Annotated in this window: 16 protein-coding genes and 1 pseudogene; 11 read left to right on the forward strand and 6 right to left on the reverse strand. The window is 70.5% G+C overall.

Annotated elements, in window-relative coordinates:
- The first annotated feature begins 14 nt into the window (after positions 1 to 14).
- The 3 genes from ACLF3M_RS21135 to ACLF3M_RS21145 are packed head-to-tail and all read left to right on the forward strand — an operon-like array spanning position 15 to position 3,138.
- Positions 15 to 1,382, forward strand: coding sequence for an ABC transporter substrate-binding protein (locus tag ACLF3M_RS21135; RefSeq protein WP_430658961.1), 1,368 nt, complete (start codon positions 15 to 17; stop codon positions 1,380 to 1,382).
- Positions 1,379 to 2,305 carry a carbohydrate ABC transporter permease gene (locus ACLF3M_RS21140; protein ID WP_430658962.1) on the forward strand — a complete coding sequence of 309 codons (927 nt, stop codon included), beginning with the start codon at positions 1,379 to 1,381 and terminating at the stop codon, positions 2,303 to 2,305. The genes ACLF3M_RS21135 and ACLF3M_RS21140 overlap by 4 nt, the downstream gene beginning before the upstream one ends.
- A complete protein-coding gene (locus ACLF3M_RS21145; RefSeq protein ID WP_430658963.1) occupies positions 2,305 to 3,138 on the forward strand; it encodes a carbohydrate ABC transporter permease in 834 nt (277 codons plus the stop codon). Before ACLF3M_RS21140 ends, ACLF3M_RS21145 begins: the two co-directional genes overlap by 1 nt.
- A 59-nt stretch (positions 3,139 to 3,197) precedes the next feature.
- Here the strand turns inward: ACLF3M_RS21145 and ACLF3M_RS21150 are convergent.
- Positions 3,198 to 3,344: pseudogene (locus ACLF3M_RS21150) on the reverse strand (hypothetical protein); the annotation flags it as partial.
- Positions 3,345 to 3,473: 129 nt separating this feature from the next.
- Here ACLF3M_RS21150 and ACLF3M_RS21155 point away from each other — a divergent pair.
- Positions 3,474 to 4,082, forward strand: a complete 609-nt coding sequence (locus ACLF3M_RS21155; protein ID WP_430658964.1) for a class I SAM-dependent methyltransferase — start codon at positions 3,474 to 3,476, stop codon at positions 4,080 to 4,082.
- A gap of 13 nt (positions 4,083 to 4,095) precedes the next feature.
- On the opposite strand, the gene hpxZ is transcribed toward ACLF3M_RS21155, so the two are convergent.
- The 5 genes from hpxZ to ACLF3M_RS21180 form a co-directional block, all read right to left on the reverse strand.
- Positions 4,096 to 4,482: an oxalurate catabolism protein HpxZ gene (gene hpxZ / locus ACLF3M_RS21160; RefSeq protein ID WP_430658965.1), complete on the reverse strand. Its 387-nt coding sequence runs from the start codon at positions 4,480 to 4,482 to the stop codon at positions 4,096 to 4,098.
- A 5-nt stretch (positions 4,483 to 4,487) separates the two neighbouring features.
- Entirely contained in the window at positions 4,488 to 5,885 is a 1,398-nt protein-coding gene (locus ACLF3M_RS21165; RefSeq protein WP_430658966.1) for an AtzE family amidohydrolase, read from the reverse strand.
- The gene (locus ACLF3M_RS21170) at positions 5,882 to 6,085 is read right to left on the reverse strand and encodes a DUF4089 domain-containing protein (protein WP_430658967.1); all 204 of its coding nucleotides are present in this window, start codon (positions 6,083 to 6,085) and stop codon (positions 5,882 to 5,884) included. Before ACLF3M_RS21170 ends, ACLF3M_RS21165 begins: the two co-directional genes overlap by 4 nt.
- Positions 6,082 to 6,420 carry an oligopeptide/dipeptide ABC transporter ATP-binding protein gene (locus tag ACLF3M_RS21175; RefSeq protein ID WP_430659041.1) on the reverse strand — a complete coding sequence of 113 codons (339 nt, stop codon included), beginning with the start codon at positions 6,418 to 6,420 and terminating at the stop codon, positions 6,082 to 6,084. Before ACLF3M_RS21175 ends, ACLF3M_RS21170 begins: the two co-directional genes overlap by 4 nt.
- Positions 6,421 to 6,639: 219 nt before the next feature.
- Positions 6,640 to 7,518, reverse strand: coding sequence for a diacylglycerol/lipid kinase family protein (locus tag ACLF3M_RS21180; protein ID WP_430658968.1), 879 nt, complete (start codon positions 7,516 to 7,518; stop codon positions 6,640 to 6,642).
- Positions 7,519 to 7,727: 209 nt separating this feature from the next.
- On the opposite strand from ACLF3M_RS21180, the gene ACLF3M_RS21185 reads away from it, so the two are divergent.
- The 7 genes from ACLF3M_RS21185 (at position 7,728) to phoU (ending at position 14,346) form a co-directional block, all read left to right on the forward strand.
- The gene (locus tag ACLF3M_RS21185) at positions 7,728 to 8,543 is read left to right on the forward strand and encodes a UDP-2,3-diacylglucosamine diphosphatase (protein ID WP_430658969.1); all 816 of its coding nucleotides are present in this window, start codon (positions 7,728 to 7,730) and stop codon (positions 8,541 to 8,543) included.
- 4 nt (positions 8,544 to 8,547) lie between these two features.
- On the forward strand, positions 8,548 to 9,585 hold the full coding sequence (locus ACLF3M_RS21190) for a glycosyltransferase family 4 protein (protein WP_430658970.1): 1,038 nt from the start codon (positions 8,548 to 8,550) through the stop codon (positions 9,583 to 9,585).
- Positions 9,586 to 9,723: 138 nt separating this feature from the next.
- Positions 9,724 to 10,788, forward strand: a complete 1,065-nt coding sequence (gene pstS / locus ACLF3M_RS21195) for a phosphate ABC transporter substrate-binding protein PstS (protein ID WP_430658971.1) — start codon at positions 9,724 to 9,726, stop codon at positions 10,786 to 10,788.
- A 59-nt stretch (positions 10,789 to 10,847) separates the two neighbouring features.
- The gene (pstC, locus tag ACLF3M_RS21200) at positions 10,848 to 11,834 is read left to right on the forward strand and encodes a phosphate ABC transporter permease subunit PstC (RefSeq protein WP_430658972.1); all 987 of its coding nucleotides are present in this window, start codon (positions 10,848 to 10,850) and stop codon (positions 11,832 to 11,834) included.
- A gap of 5 nt (positions 11,835 to 11,839) precedes the next feature.
- Positions 11,840 to 12,751 (forward strand): phosphate ABC transporter permease PstA, encoded by a 912-nt coding sequence (gene pstA, locus ACLF3M_RS21205; protein ID WP_430658973.1) that lies wholly within the window; start codon positions 11,840 to 11,842, stop codon positions 12,749 to 12,751.
- 71 nt (positions 12,752 to 12,822) lie between these two features.
- Positions 12,823 to 13,608 (forward strand): phosphate ABC transporter ATP-binding protein PstB, encoded by a 786-nt coding sequence (gene pstB, locus ACLF3M_RS21210; protein ID WP_430659042.1) that lies wholly within the window; start codon positions 12,823 to 12,825, stop codon positions 13,606 to 13,608.
- 12 nt (positions 13,609 to 13,620) lie between these two features.
- Positions 13,621 to 14,346 (forward strand): phosphate signaling complex protein PhoU, encoded by a 726-nt coding sequence (gene phoU / locus ACLF3M_RS21215; protein WP_430658974.1) that lies wholly within the window; start codon positions 13,621 to 13,623, stop codon positions 14,344 to 14,346.
- Positions 14,347 to 14,348 lie beyond the last annotated feature (2 nt).

Genomic DNA, 14,348 nt, shown 5'->3' on the forward strand with positions numbered 1-14,348 from the left:
GAGGGAGACAGGACATGGACGGGCAGGACAAGCGCGGGACGACCAGGCGGCGCTTCGTCGCGGCAGGCGGGACGCTGCTCGCGGTCGCACCGCGCGCCGGGCGCGCGCAGGCGAGGCGACGCGTCGTCTGGTGGTACGAGGCAGCGACCCCGGCCGACCAGCGCACGCTCGACCGCCTGCTCGTGCAGCCCTTCAACCAGAGCCAGCGCGACTACGAGCTGGTGATGGAATACCGCGGCAACGCGCTGCCGAACCAGCTGCTGGTCGCGGTTTCCGCCGGAGAGGGGCCCGACATCGTCCTCACCTCCGGGCCCGCCTGGACGCAGCGCTTCGTCGCGGGCAACCGCCTGGTCGCGCTCGACCGCTGGGCCGACCAGTTCGGCTGGCGCGACAAGTTCGTGCCCGTCATGCTCAATACCGCCGTGTTCGGCGGCAAGCTCTACGCCCTGCCGAAATCCTACGAGACGCAGGTGCTGTTCTACAACCGCACGCTGTTCGAGCAGCGGCAATGGAGGGCGCCGCGGACCGGCGCGGAGCTGGAGGCCGTCGCCGCGGCCATGATCGCGGCGAACATCACGCCGATCGCCGGCGGCAGCTCCGGCCAGCGCTTCGTCAACCGGCAGTATCTCGGCGTCGTGTTCAACACGCAGGCCGGTCCCGAGAATGTCTACCGCGCGCTGCGCGGCGAGATGCCCTGGAACGCGCCGCCTTTCGTGGACTCCGTGGCGACGCTGAAGTCCTGGTGGGACAAGGGCTGGTTCGGTGGCCAGCGCTACTTCTCCACGACCAACCAGCAGGCCTTCTCGCTGATGGCGGCGGGGCGCGCGGGGATGGCGATGCAGGGGTCATGGGCGTTCCAGTGGGTGCCGGACAGCTTCGCGAGGACCGGACAGCAGCTGGACTGGGTACCGCTGCCCCGTCTGGCCGACAGCGCGCCGTATCCGGTCTTCCCGCTCGGCATCGGCGCCAATCTCGCGATCAACGCGGCGTCCCGCGCGCAGGAGGGTGCCGCCCTGGTCCTTGACCGCATCACGGACGAGGCCTTCATCCGCGCGATTTCCCCGTTGTGGGAGGGCGAGTGGAACCTGCCTCTGCGCGCGCTGATCCCGTCCGGTCCGGCGCCGGAGGACAATGGCAGCCGCAGCATCGACGCGATGGCCGCGCGACTGCGGGCCGAGACCGCGCGTGCCGCGACGACGGGCGCCTATGGCTACACGCCCTGGACCTTCTGGCCGACCCGCACCGATGAATTCATGAAGGCCTCGATGGAGGAGGTTTGGCTCGGCCGCATGACGCCGCGCCAGTTCTGCGACCAGCTCGACGCCACCTTCCGCCAGGATATGTCGGAGGGTCTCGCCAACATGCCGCCGCCCCGCGCGTGAGCGAGGCGGTCCGGGCGAGGCCGGCGCTGGCCCCGCCGCGCCCGGCGGTGGCGGCGCGGCGGCGGAAGCGGCGCGACCATGGCTGGCTCTTCGTGCTGCCGGCGCTCCTGGTCAGCGCGTCGGTCGTGCTGGTGCCGGCCGCGGCGACCATCGCGCTGGCCTTCACGGACTGGGACGGGATCAGGGCACCGGCCTTCGTGGGCCTTGCGAACTTCCTCGACCTGGTTGCGGACCGGCGGTTCTGGACGGCGCTCTCCAACAACCTGATCTACACCGCGGCCTTCACCACCCTGCCCTTCGCGATCGCGCTGCTGGTGGCGACGCTGCTGATGACGATCCGGCGCGGGCGGACCGCCTTCCAGGTCGTCTTCTTCCTGCCCGCGACGATCGCGACAGTCATCCTGGCCCGCGTCTGGCAGGGCATGATCTTCAGCCCCGTGACCGGTCTCTTCGCCGCGCTGCAGCAGCACGGGATCGCGGTTGCCGACCCGCTGGCCGATCCCGCGACGGCGCTCTACGGCGTGATGCTCGTGGACATGTGGCACTGGTGGGGGTTCCTCACCGTGATCTTCTTCGCCGCCCTCCGCCAGGTGAACCGGGACCTCATCGACGCGGCGGTGGTGGATGGCGCGGGACGCCTGCAGATGTTCCGCCACGTGCTCCTGCCCTCGATCCTGCCGACGCTGATGTTCATGCTGCTGATGACGGTGATCTGGTCGTTCAAGGTCTTCGACTGGGTGTTCGTGCTCACCGAAGGCGGTCCCGGCTATTCGAGCGAGGTGCTGGCGACGATGGCCTATTCCGATGCCTTCCAGTCCTTCCAGGTCGGCCGCGCCTCGGCGGGATCGGTGGCGATGAGCCTGGTGGGCCTCGCCGCCATCGTGACCTATCTGCGTCTCCAGGCCCGGTCGGAGCGTCTCTGATGGAGCGCGGACAGGGCCGGCTCGCGCTGCTGCTGACCTATGGGTTCCTGTGCGCCGCGGCCTTCTCCATCCTGCTGCCGCTCGCCCTGATGCTGCTGAACAGCCTGCGCAGCAACTTCGAGATCTACATGGACCCGATCGGTCTTCCCGACCCGCCGGACTGGGGCGTCTATGCCCGCGCGTGGGAGGATGGCGGACTGGGCCAGGCCTTCCTCAACAGCCTCCGCATTTCCGGGCTGACCATCCTGGCGGTCTGCACGACAGCGTCGATGGCGGCCTGGGCGCTGGCGCGGCGCAGCGTGCCGGGCTGGATGACGATCAGCCTGTACTTCCTCGCCACGACGACGATCCCGATCCAGCTCTTCCTGTTCCCGCTGTTCTTCCTGTTCGCCAAGCTCGGGCTGATCAACCACTGGTCCGCGGTGGTGCTGGTCTACACCGCGATCTACACGCCGTTCTCGCTGTTCCTGCTGCGCACCTATGTCCTCGCCATTCCGGTGGAGCTCGAGGAAGCGGCCCGCATCGACGGGGCCGGGGAATGGGCGGTGTTCCGGCGCGTGGTGTTGCCGATGCTGACCCCGGGTCTGCTGACCGTCGCGCTGATCGTCGGGCTGAACAGCTGGAACGAGTTCATCATCGGCATCACCTTCCTGCAGCATGCCGAGGCCGCGACGGTGGTGGCGCGCTTCTACCAGCTCAGCGGGCGCTACCAGAACGACTGGCCGCAGATGATGGCCGCGGCGACCCTGATCGCGCTCCCGGTCGTGGTGTTCTTCATCCTGCTGCAGCGCCGCTTCATCGAAGGCATCTCGTCCGGTGCCGTGAAGGGGTGACGGGCGCGGGGTGAGCCGATCCCGGCCCCGCCCCCCCCCGGCGTCACGCCACCGCCCTGCAGCACGTCGTCGCCGGTGCCGCCCTTCAGCAGATCGGCGCCGAGGTTGCCGGTCAGCACGTCATTCCCGGACGCGCCTTCGCCGGCGCGGCGATCCTTGAGCAAAACGTGCCGGCCCGCGCATCCAGCGGCGGACGCACGCGACATGCCGATGTCACGCCGTCATCACCGGCCCGTCATCAGGCCGCGCTAAAGCGGCGCCGACCGGAGACAGCATGGCCGCGGCCGACCACCCGTCGGCACCACGGCAATCGAGGCCAAGATCAGGAGCGCGACTTGTCCGACCAGACCATCGCCAGCGCCCAGGACCGCCGCGGCCAGGGCGGCGTGTCCCTTTTCCTTCGCCGGTGGCTCGCGAACCCGCTCCAGATGGGGTCGGTCGTCCCGTCCTCGCGCGCGCTCGGGCGGCACGTGGCGCGGCTCGTCGAGCGCCGCGACGACGAGGTCGTGGTCGAGATCGGCGCCGGCACCGGCGCGATCTCCCGCGCGCTGCTCGCGGCCGGCGTGCCGGTGGACCGACTCGTCCTCGTCGAGATCGTGCCGGAGATGGCCGAGCACCTCGCCGCCAGCCTGCCCGGTGTCCACGTCGTCACCGGCGATGCCTTCGACCTCGTGGCGTCGCTCCCGCGCCGGATGCATGGCCGGATCGGCACGGCGATCTGCGGCATCCCCCTCGTGCTGCTGCCGCTCGAACGCCAGCGCCGCTTCGTGGACCAGGTGGAGGCGGTGGCGCCGGGCCGGGGCTTTCTGCTGTACACCTATTGCATCACCTCGCCCCTGCCCTGGGATGCGCTGGGGCTCAGCGCCCGCCGCCAGGCCTGGACGCCAATGAACTTTCCGCCTGCCAGCGTGTGGCGGTATCGCCCGCAGCCATCGCAGCCCTGAGCAGCCCCTGCCGTCAGGATGGCGCCGGCAGCAGGCTCACGTGGGCGGCGACCACCCTCCAGCCGATGCCGGGCACGCGCACCCAGGTCTGGCTCTGCCGCCCGGTCCTGTCGCTGCCCTCGCGCTGGAAGGTCGTGTTGGCGGTCGCGAAGTCGCGGCCATAGGTGGTGATCACCGTCCGCAGCAGCGTCCGGTTCAGCCCGGCCGCGGAGCGCCCGGCGCGGAACGCCTTGATCTCGGCATAGCCGTGCAGGTTCTCCGTCACGCCGTAGCGCAGCGTGTGCGGGCTGTCCCAGAACAGCTCGTCCAGCACCTCCACGTCGTTGGAGGTGAGCGCCTTTTCGTAGCGCATGAAGGCCTCGGTGACCTCGGCCACCACGTCGGGGTTGTTGATCTCCACGGGACCTACCTCGGGATCGGGGGAGACGCGGCGACGCCCGCGCGCTCCAGCGCGGCGGCGACGCGGAACAGGGTCTGCTCCTTCCAGGGTGCCGCGACCAGCTGGACCCCGATGGGCAGGCCGCCCGGCGCGCCCGCGGCGCGCGGATCGGCCAGCGGCACCACCAGCGCCGGCAGGCCGATGCAGGAGATGGGCTGGGTGAAGACGCCGAGGTTGGGGCGCACCGGAATCCTCTCCCCATCCACCTCGATCATCTCCTGCCCGATGGGCGGGGCGACATAGGGGGTGGCCGGCGTGAGGATCACGTCCACCTCGTCGAACAGCTGCAGCGCGGCGGCGCGGTAGGCCGCGCGCACGCGCTGCGCCTGCATCAGCCAATGGGCAGGCAGCAGCGCGCCGGCCAGGAAGCGGTCGCGCGTCATCGGGTCGAAGTCGTCGGGCCGGGTGCGGAGGTCGGGCATGTGCAGGTTGCCGCCCTCCGCCATGGTGATGAGGAAGGCCGCGGCGCGGCCGCGCGCGGCTTCCGGGATCTCGACGCGGCGCGTGGCGTCCAGCGCGCGGGCCGCCGCCTCCACGGCGGCGAAGGCCTCGGCATGGCCGTTGCGCGCGAAATGCCCGCCCGCCACCGCGATGCGCAGCCCCGCCGTGCCCTTGCCGAGCAGGCCGGAGACGGGCTCCGCGGGACGCCATTGCTGCGCATGATCCTCGGGGTCCGCGCCCTGCAGCGCGTCGTAGGCGAGCGCCAGGTCGGCCACGTCGCGCGCGAAGGGACCGAGATGGTCGAAGCTGCCGGCGAAGAGGTAGGACCCGGTGCGCGAGAGCCGGCCATAGGTCGGCTTCAGCCCGAAGATTCCGCAGAGCGAGGAGGGCACGCGGATCGAGCCGTTGGTGTCGGAGCCGAGCGACAGCGGCACCATCCCCGCCGCCACCGCCGCCGCCGAGCCGCCGGAGGAACCGCCCGCCATCCGCGTCGTGTCGTGCGGGTTGCGCGACGGGCCGTAATGGCTGTTCTCCGTCGTGAAGCCGTAGGCGTATTCGTCCATGTTGAGCGCACCGAGGCAGACCGCGCCCGCCGCCTTGAACCGCCGCACCAGGTAGCCGTCGCGCGCGGCGGCAGGCCGGCCCCTCTCGATGACCGACCCCGCGAGGGTAGTGATCCCCTCGAGGTCGAAGAGGTTCTTCACGGCATAGGGCACGCCGGCGAGCGGGCCGGGGTCGCGGCCCTCGGCGATGGCGGCGTCCACCGCCGCGGCCTCGGCGCGGGCGCGGGCGGCGGTTACCTCGGTGAAGGCGTTGCAGGTGGCGTCGCGCGCGGCGGTATCGGCCAGCGCCTGCTCCGCCAGGTCAACGGCCTTCGCCTTGCCGGCGCGGATGGCGGCCGCGGTTCTTGCGGCGGAGATCACTTCGGCGGCTCCCGCCCCGCGACGAAGACGGGCGCGGCCTCCTCGGCCGGGGTGATCGCCATGCCCTCGACGAGCGCCGCCATGCGGGCGGCGAGCTTCAGGTTGAAGGCGACGCCCGGCAGGTGGCGCGGATCGAGCGGCAGGCCGCAGGCGGCGGCGGCGGCCTTGGCATAGGCCTCGGCATCGAGATCGGTCGTCATGCGGCGGCAAGCGCTCCGGTGGTCAAGGGGAAGTGGCAGGCGACGCGGCGCCCGCCGGGCAGCGCGTGCACGGGCGGCGCCGCGTGGGCGCAGAGATCCTGCCCGATCGGGCAGCGGCCATGGAAGCGGCAGGCATTCGGGTCGGGGTCGATCGGGCTGCGCGGCTCACCGGTGAGGCGCACGCGATCCTCCCCCCTGCGGCGGCCGGGTACGGAGACGGCGCCGACCAGGGCGCGGTGTAGGGATGCGCCGGCGCGGCGAAGAGCGTCTCGGCCGGCCCCTCCTCCACCACCCGGCCGAGATACATGACCAGCACCCGGTCGCAGGTCGGCCAGCCCGCGGCCCGGCTGGGGTTCAGCGCGCTGCGACGGTCAATGCTCATGGGCGAGAGTCCTCGGACCCGATCGGACGGGCACGGGTTACCGAAAACAACAATTGTGCCACGCACCTGCGCCTGCGACGGAGGTCAGGGGGCTCGTCGGGCGCAGCCCATCTGCCGCTTCCTGGGGCGCGGTGCTGCGCCGGTGGGCGGGACGTCGCGCCCGGGTAGGCGCTCAGGGCACGACGATCCGGATCGTCGTCGGCGACGGGGCGATTTCCACCGGCAGGATCCCCGCCGCGTCGCCATCGGCCTGCAACGGGCCGCCGGCGCCTTCGATGCGGACATGGCGGGCGGCGAACACCCGGATCTCCCGCAGCCCGGGCAGCAGGCCGAGCGGCAGCGCGGCCGCATGCCGCAGCGCGTCGAGCCGGACGCACTGGCGCAGCGCGACGACCCGGAACTCGTCACCACGGGCATCGGCATCGGGCGCGATGACGAAGCGGCCGGCATAGAGCCTGCCCTTGGTCACCACCACCGACGTCGCGGAGCGTTCCACGCCGTCCGCCACCACCTTTAACGCGGCGAAGCCGTTGCGGCCGATCTCGCGCAAGGTCTGCAAGACGTAGGCGCCCTTCCCGAGCATCCGCTTCAGCCGGGGTGGCAGATCGCGCACCACCGCCGCGTCGAGACCCGCACCCACCATCTGCACGAAGGGCCGCTCCGCCGCGCCATCCCGGCGGGCGATGCCGGGCCGGAACCGGATCGTCCGCCCCATCGCGAGCACGACCGCGGCTTCCTTTGGCGCCAGGGGAATCCCGAGTTCGAGCGCGAAGACATTCGCCGTGCCGAGGGGCAGGACGCCCAGCGCCGCGTCCGAGCCGCGGATGCCGGCGGCGACTTCCGCGATCGTCCCGTCGCCGCCGGCGGCAACGATCGTGCCGCCATGACCGGCGGATTCCCCGGCGAGCAACATGGCATCGCCGGGTCGCGCGGTCTCCAGCACCTCGGGCCGGAGGCCGACGCCCCGCAGGAGGTCGAGCGCGGCATCGAGGCGGCGGCGACGCCGCGTCCCGGCCGCCGGATTGAAGATGATCACGATGCGCGACGGCATTGAGTCCGCCTTCCTGCCAGTAACGCATGTCGGTTCGGGGGCTGGAGCGCGAATGATTGGTGACGATTCTCATGAAGTCCCATGAGGGCGCACAAGTCATGCAAGCTTCACTCGCCGCGATGCGGCGCCGCTGTATCGCAACGTCCGAACGCAACACCGATCGAGTCGCGCTGTTCGACCCACGGCCGGCCCGATGGAGAGCATCCCGGATGCAGAACCCCGGACAGCGTCGGCGATACCGCAGCATCTTCATTTCCGACCTCCATCTCGGAACACGCGGCTGCCGGAGTGACTTCCTCGTCTCCTTCCTGCGCCAGGTGGAATGCGAGCGTCTCTACCTCGTCGGCGACGTCATCGACGGCTGGCGGCTCCGGAAGTCCTGGTACTGGGACTGCCACCACGACGAGGCGATCCGTCTCGTCCTGCGCATGGCGCGGCACGGCACCGAGGTGACCTACATCCCCGGCAACCACGACGAGCGTTTCCGCGACTGGCTGGGGCTCGAGGTGGCGGGCGTGAAGCTGATGCGCGAAGCCCTGCACATCGCCGCCGACGGCCGCCGCTTCCTGGTGATCCACGGCGACGAGTTCGACGGCGTGATCCGCTACGCCAAGGTCCTCGCCCATCTCGGCGACTGGGCCTACGACTGGGCGCTGGTGATGAACCGCTGGTTCAACGCGGCGCGGCGACGCCTCGGCTACCCCTACTGGTCGCTCTCCCAATGGCTGAAGCGCCAGGTGAAGGAAGCCGTCAAGACGGTGGACCGCTTCGAGACGGCGCTCGCGACCGAGGCCAGGCGCCGCGGCATGGATGGCGTGATCTGCGGCCACATCCACCACGCCGAGATGCGCATGGTGCAGGACGTGCTCTACATGAACGACGGTGACTGGGTGGAAAGCTGCACCGCCCTTGTCGAGCACCAGGACGGCCGCTTCGAGCTGCTGGACTGGGCACGCGAGAACCGGCTTTCCTTCGCGCAGCCGCCACGCCGCACCGCCGTGCCACAGGCTGTCCCGGCCGCCTGACGACATGCGCATCCTCATCGTCTCGGACGCCTGGTTTCCCCAGGTGAACGGGGTCGTCCGCACCCTGTCGGTCGTGGCCAAGCTGCTGCGGGAAGGCGGCGACACCGTGGAGCTGATCGGCCCCGACCGGTTCCGCGGCCTGCCGATGCCGGGCTACCGGGAGATCCGGCTTGCCGTCGCGCCGGGCCGCAGGCTTCGTGCGATGGTGGACGAGTTCGCGCCGGAAGCCGTCCACATCGCCACGGAGGGGCCGCTCGGCTGGGCCATGCGCGCGCTGTGCCGGCGCCGAGGCTGGCCCTTCACCACCGCCTACCACACGCGCTTCCCCGAATACCTGGAAGGCCGCACGCGCATCCCGGCCGCCTGGTCCTGGCGCATCATGCGCCACTTCCACGAGGCGGGTGACGGCACCTTCGCCGCCACCGCCTCGCTGCGCGAGGAACTCGCCGCGCGCGGCTTCACCAAGGTCAGGCCCTGGACGCGCGGCGTGGACCTCGCCCGCTTCCGTCCCGGCGAGCGCGACCTCTGGGACGGGCTGCAGCGCCCGGTCTTCCTCTATGCCGGCCGCGTCGCCGTCGAGAAGAACATCGACGCCTTCCTCGCCCTCGACCTGCCCGGCAGCAAGGTGGTCGTGGGCGACGGACCAGCCCTTGGCGGCCTCAGGCGCCGCTTTCCCGGCATCACCTACACCGGCTACCGCGACAACGGCGCGCTGGTCAGGTCCTATGCCGGCGCCGACGTCTTCGTCTTCCCCTCGCGGACCGATACCTTCGGGCTGGTGCTGCTCGAGGCGCTGGCGGCCGGCACGCCGGTGGCCGCCTTCCCCGTCACGGGCCCGAAGGACGTCGTGACGGATCCGCGCATCGGCGCGCTCGACGAGGACCTCCGTGCGGCCTGCCTGCGCGCGCTCCATTGCGACCGGGAGGCCTGCCGCCGGCACGCAGAGGCCTGGTCCTGGGAAGCCTGCGCGTCGCAGTTCCGCACGGCGCTCGTGCCGCTGCCCCGCGCAGCCCTGGCGGAAGGGCTTCCAGCCAGCGCCTGAGGCGGTACCTCGCACGCCGCTGCCGACACGAAACCTTCATGCGCCTGAAACACGCGCGTCGCCTTCCGCGAATAGAAGCGCCCGGCCGCCAGCGGGCCCGCACAGGGCCGGCGCGGCCGTGATACGGAGAGATGCACAGTGAACAGGCGGACGCTTCTGCTCGGCACCAGCGCAGTTCTGGGAGCGGGCCTGGTCCTACCGACACGCCACGCCCTGGCGCAGGCCGCGGCCGTCACCGGCGCCGGGGCGTCCTTCCCGCGGCCCGTCTATGAACGCTGGGGCCAGGCGGCACGCGAGCCGCTCGGCATCACGCTGAACTACCAGTCCATCGGCTCGGGCGGCGGCATCAACCAGATCACCAACCGCACCGTGGATTTCGGCGCGACCGACGCCCCGCTGACCGAGGCGCAGCTGCGCGAGCGCAGCCTGCTGCAGTTCCCGACCCTGATGGGCTCCGTCGTGTTCATCGTGAACCTGCCCGGCGTCGCTGACAACGCGCTGAAGCTGACGCCCGAGGTCGTGGTGGACATGTTCCTCGGCAGGATCACCCGCTGGAACGACAGCCGAATCGCCGAGCTCAATCGCGAGCTGCGCATCCCGAACCTGCCGGTCAGTCCCGCCTATCGCGCCGACGCGTCGGGCACGACCTTCGTGCTGACGAGCTACCTCTCCCGCGTCTCCGATGCCTGGAAGAACGGCCCCGGAGCGTCGCAGAGCGTCCAGTGGCCGGTCGGCCAGGGCGCGCGCGGGAACGAGGGCGTGTCCAACACCGTCCGCAACACGCCCGGCGCCATCGGCTACACCGAGAACGCCTACGCCACGGTGAACCGCCTCGTCACGACGCAGCTGCGCAACAAGGCCGGCAACTTCGTGAAGCCGGAGATCCCGAACTTCGCCGCAGCGGCGGAACAGGCGAACTGGAACGTGCCGGGCTTCGCGGCGGACCTGATCGATCTCGGCGGCGCCACCACCTGGCCGATCGTCTCCCCCACCTTCATCCTGCTGCCGACCAACCCGCCCGCGGACAAGGTCGAGGGCAGCCGCAACGCCATGCGGCTCTTCGACTGGGCCTTCCGCAACGGCGGTGATGCCGCGCGGCGGCTTGAATACATCCCGCTGCCCGGCGCGGTGCACGAGCAGATCCGCGCGGCCTGGTCGCAGGTGAAGAGCCCCGCCGGCCAGTCGCTCTGGCCGATCGGCTGACCCGCATGGGGCCGGGCATCGTCCCGGCCCCTTCCCTGACGGTATCCCGGGAGCCCTAGGTGCAGAACAGCGCGGCGGCCGCCTTCGCCCCCAGCCAGATCCCTGGCTCCCGCCGGCGTTCCGGCAGCGTCGGGGACATCGTCTTCGAATGGCTCTGCCGCGGCGCCGGCCTGCTGCTGCTGGCGATCCTCGGCGCGATCATCCTCTCGCTCCTGATCGGCGGGTTGCCGGCCTTCCAGGCCTTCGGGCTGCAGTTCATCTGGAGCACTGCCTGGAACCCCGTCGAGGGGCGCGAGCAGTTCGGCGCCGCGGTGCCGCTGACCGGCACGCTGGTCACCTCCATCCTCGCCATCGTGCTCGCCGTGCCGCTGGCCTTTGGCGTCGCCTTCTTCCTGACGGAGTTGTCGCCGCCCTGGCTGAAGCGCCCGGTCGGCACGGCGATCGAGCTCCTGGCCGCGGTGCCGTCCATCATCTACGGCATGTGGGGCCTCTTCGTGCTGGTCCCCTTCGTCCAGAACAGCATCCAGATCCCCTTCGGCGACACGCTGGGCGAGATCCCGCTGATCGGCTGGCTCTTCGCCTCCAACAACTTCGCCGGGACCTCGATCTTCTCCGCCTCCGCCGTGCTGGCGATCATGATCCTGCCCTTCATCGCCGCGACCATGCGCGACGTCTTCGAGCAGGTGCCGCCGGTCTACAAGGAAAGCGCCTACGGCGTCGGCGCGACGCGGTGGGAGGTGATGCGGGGCGTCGTCCTGCCCTATACCCGCATCTCGGTCGTCGGCGGCGTCATGCTCGGCCTGGGCCGCGCGCTCGGCGAGACGATGGCGGTGACCTTCGTCATCGGCAACGCGAACCGCATGCCGACCTCGCTTTTCGACCCGTCCAACACCATCGCTTCCGTCGTCGCGCTGGAGTTCCCGGAAAGCCTGATGGGCAGCTTCAAGCAGTCGGCGCTGCTGGCGCTGGGCTTCCTGCTGTTCGTCATCTCCTTCCTGGTGCTGGCGGCCTCGCGCTGGCTGCTCCGTTCGCGGCTGAAAGCCTGATCCGCATGAGCGCGACGATCCTCTCCGGCCCCGCCCAGCGCTCGATGCGCGATCCCGCGGTGGCCGCGGCGCTCGGGCGGCGGCGCCGGCTTCTCGACGGGGCCGTGCGCTGGTTCTGCATCGGCGCCACGCTGGTCGGGCTGTTCTTCCTGGCCTCCATCCTGTTCACCCTCGTCTGGCGCGGCATCGAGGCGATGGACGTCGCCATCTTCACCAGGTCCTTCGAGCCGACGCGCTACGGCGACGACAGCCTGCCGGAAGGCGGGTTGCTGAACGCCATCGTGGGGTCGCTGCTGCAGGTCGCGGCCGCCACCGCGGTCGGCACGCCGATCGGGCTGCTCGTCGGCACCTACCTCGCGGAATACGCGCGGAACTCGCCGCTCGGCAACGTCGTGCGCTTCGTCTCCGACGTGCTGCTCTCCGCGCCGTCGGTGCTGATCGGCCTCTTCATCTACCAGCTCGTGGTGCTGCCGATGGGCGGCTTCTCCGGCCTGGCCGGCGCGCTGGCGCTTGCGATCATCGTCATCCCCGTCGTCGTCCGTACGACGGAGGACATGCTGCAGCTGATCCCCGTTGCGCTGCGCGAGGCGGTGATCGCGCTCGGCGCGCCGAAATGGAAGATGATCGTGCTCGTCTGCTACCGCGCCGCGCTGTCCGGCATCGTCACGGGCGGGCTGCTCGCGGTGGCGCGCATCACCGGGGAGACGGCGCCGCTGCTGCTGACGTCCTTCGGCAACAACCAGACCAGCTTCGACCTGTCCAGGGCGATGGCAAGCCTGCCGGTGTCCATCTACCAGCAGGCCAATTCCGGCTTCCCCGACCTCGTTGCCATCGCCTGGGCGGGCGCGCTGATCACGACGCTCGCCGTGCTCGCCATCAACATCGCCGCGCGGCTCCTGCTGCGCACCAGGCACTGAGCCGAGGACCGCCGCCCATGAGCTCCACCACCGAGCGCTCGGGCGCGAGCGGGAACGCCTCCTTCGGCGGGATGCAGGCGCGTTCCTCCGCGGCGATCAACGCGAATTCGCGGATTTCCGTGCGCGACCTCGATTTCTTCTACGGCGCCAACAAGGCCCTGAAGGCCATCAACTTCGAGGTGCCGGACCGCCAGGTCACGGGAATGATCGGGCCCTCGGGCTGCGGCAAGTCCACGCTGCTGCGCGTGCTGAACCGGATGTACAGCCTCTATGCCGGCCAGCGCGCCGAGGGCGAGGTGATGATGGATGGACGCAACATCCTCGAGCCCTCGGTCGACCTGAACGAGCTCCGGTCGAAGGTCGGGATGGTGTTCCAGAAACCCACCCCCTTCCCCATGACGATCCACGAGAACATCGCCTTCGGCGTGAAGCTGCATGAGAGGCTGTCGAAGGCCGAGATGGACGAGCGCGTGGAATGGGCGCTGTCGCGCGCGGCCATCTGGGACGAGGTGAAGGACAGGCTGAACGCCTCGGCGCTCGGCCTCTCCGGTGGGCAGCAGCAGCGGCTCTGCATCGCGCGCACGATCGCGGTGCGGCCGGAGGTGATCCTGTTCGACGAGCCGACCAGCGCGCTCGATCCCATCAGCACGCTGAAGATCGAGGAGCTGATCGACGAGCTGAAGCGCGACTTCACCATCGCGATTGTCACCCACAACATGCAGCAGGCCGCACGCTGCGCCGACCAGGTGGCGTTCTTCTACCTCGGCGAGCTCGTCGAGGTCGCGCCGGCCGCGCAGATGTTCACCGCGCCGAAGGAACGGCGCACCCAGGAATACATCACCGGCCGGTTCGGCTGAGGAGACCCCGCCATGCCGAACGAACAGCAGACCGAGCACATCGTCCGATCCTACGAGGAGCAGCTGCGCAAGCTCCGCGACATGGTCGCCCGCATGGGCGGCCTCGCGGAGCGCCAGGTCAATGATTCGACGCTCGCACTCGTGCGCCGGGACGCCACGCTGGCCTCGGAAGTCGTCAGCCGCGACGCCGCGCTGGACCAGCTCGAGCGGGAGATCGAGGCGTTCTGCATCCGCCTGCTCGCCCTGCGGCAGCCCATGGCCAGCGACCTCCGCTTCATCGTGGCCGCGATGAAGCTCAGCCACGACCTGGAGCGGATCGGCGACTACGCCCGCAACGGGGCCAAGCGCAGCGTGGTGCTGGCCCAGCAGCCCAGCATCGGCAGCCTCAACGGCTTCCAGCGCATGTCGGTGCTGGTGCAGGAGAACCTCAAGCTCGCCATCGACGCGCTGGTTAACGAGGATGCGGAGGCCGCGGAGCGCGTCTGGGCCTCCGACGAGCCGATCGACAGCATCTACAACGGCATCTTCCGCGAGATGCTGACCCACATGATGGAGGATCCCCGCAACATCACGGCCGCGATCCACCTCCTCTTCATCGCCAAGAACCTCGAACGCATCGGCGACCACGCCACCAACATCGCCGAAACCGTGCACTACGCCGTGCGCGGGAACAGCCTCCCGGAGGATCGGCCGAAGGGCGATGCCTCCGCCTATGCCGTGGTCCGACCCCCGGAGTAAGC

This window comes from Falsiroseomonas sp. HW251 (assembly GCF_050563545.1).
Taxonomy (GTDB): domain Bacteria; phylum Pseudomonadota; class Alphaproteobacteria; order Acetobacterales; family Acetobacteraceae; genus Falsiroseomonas.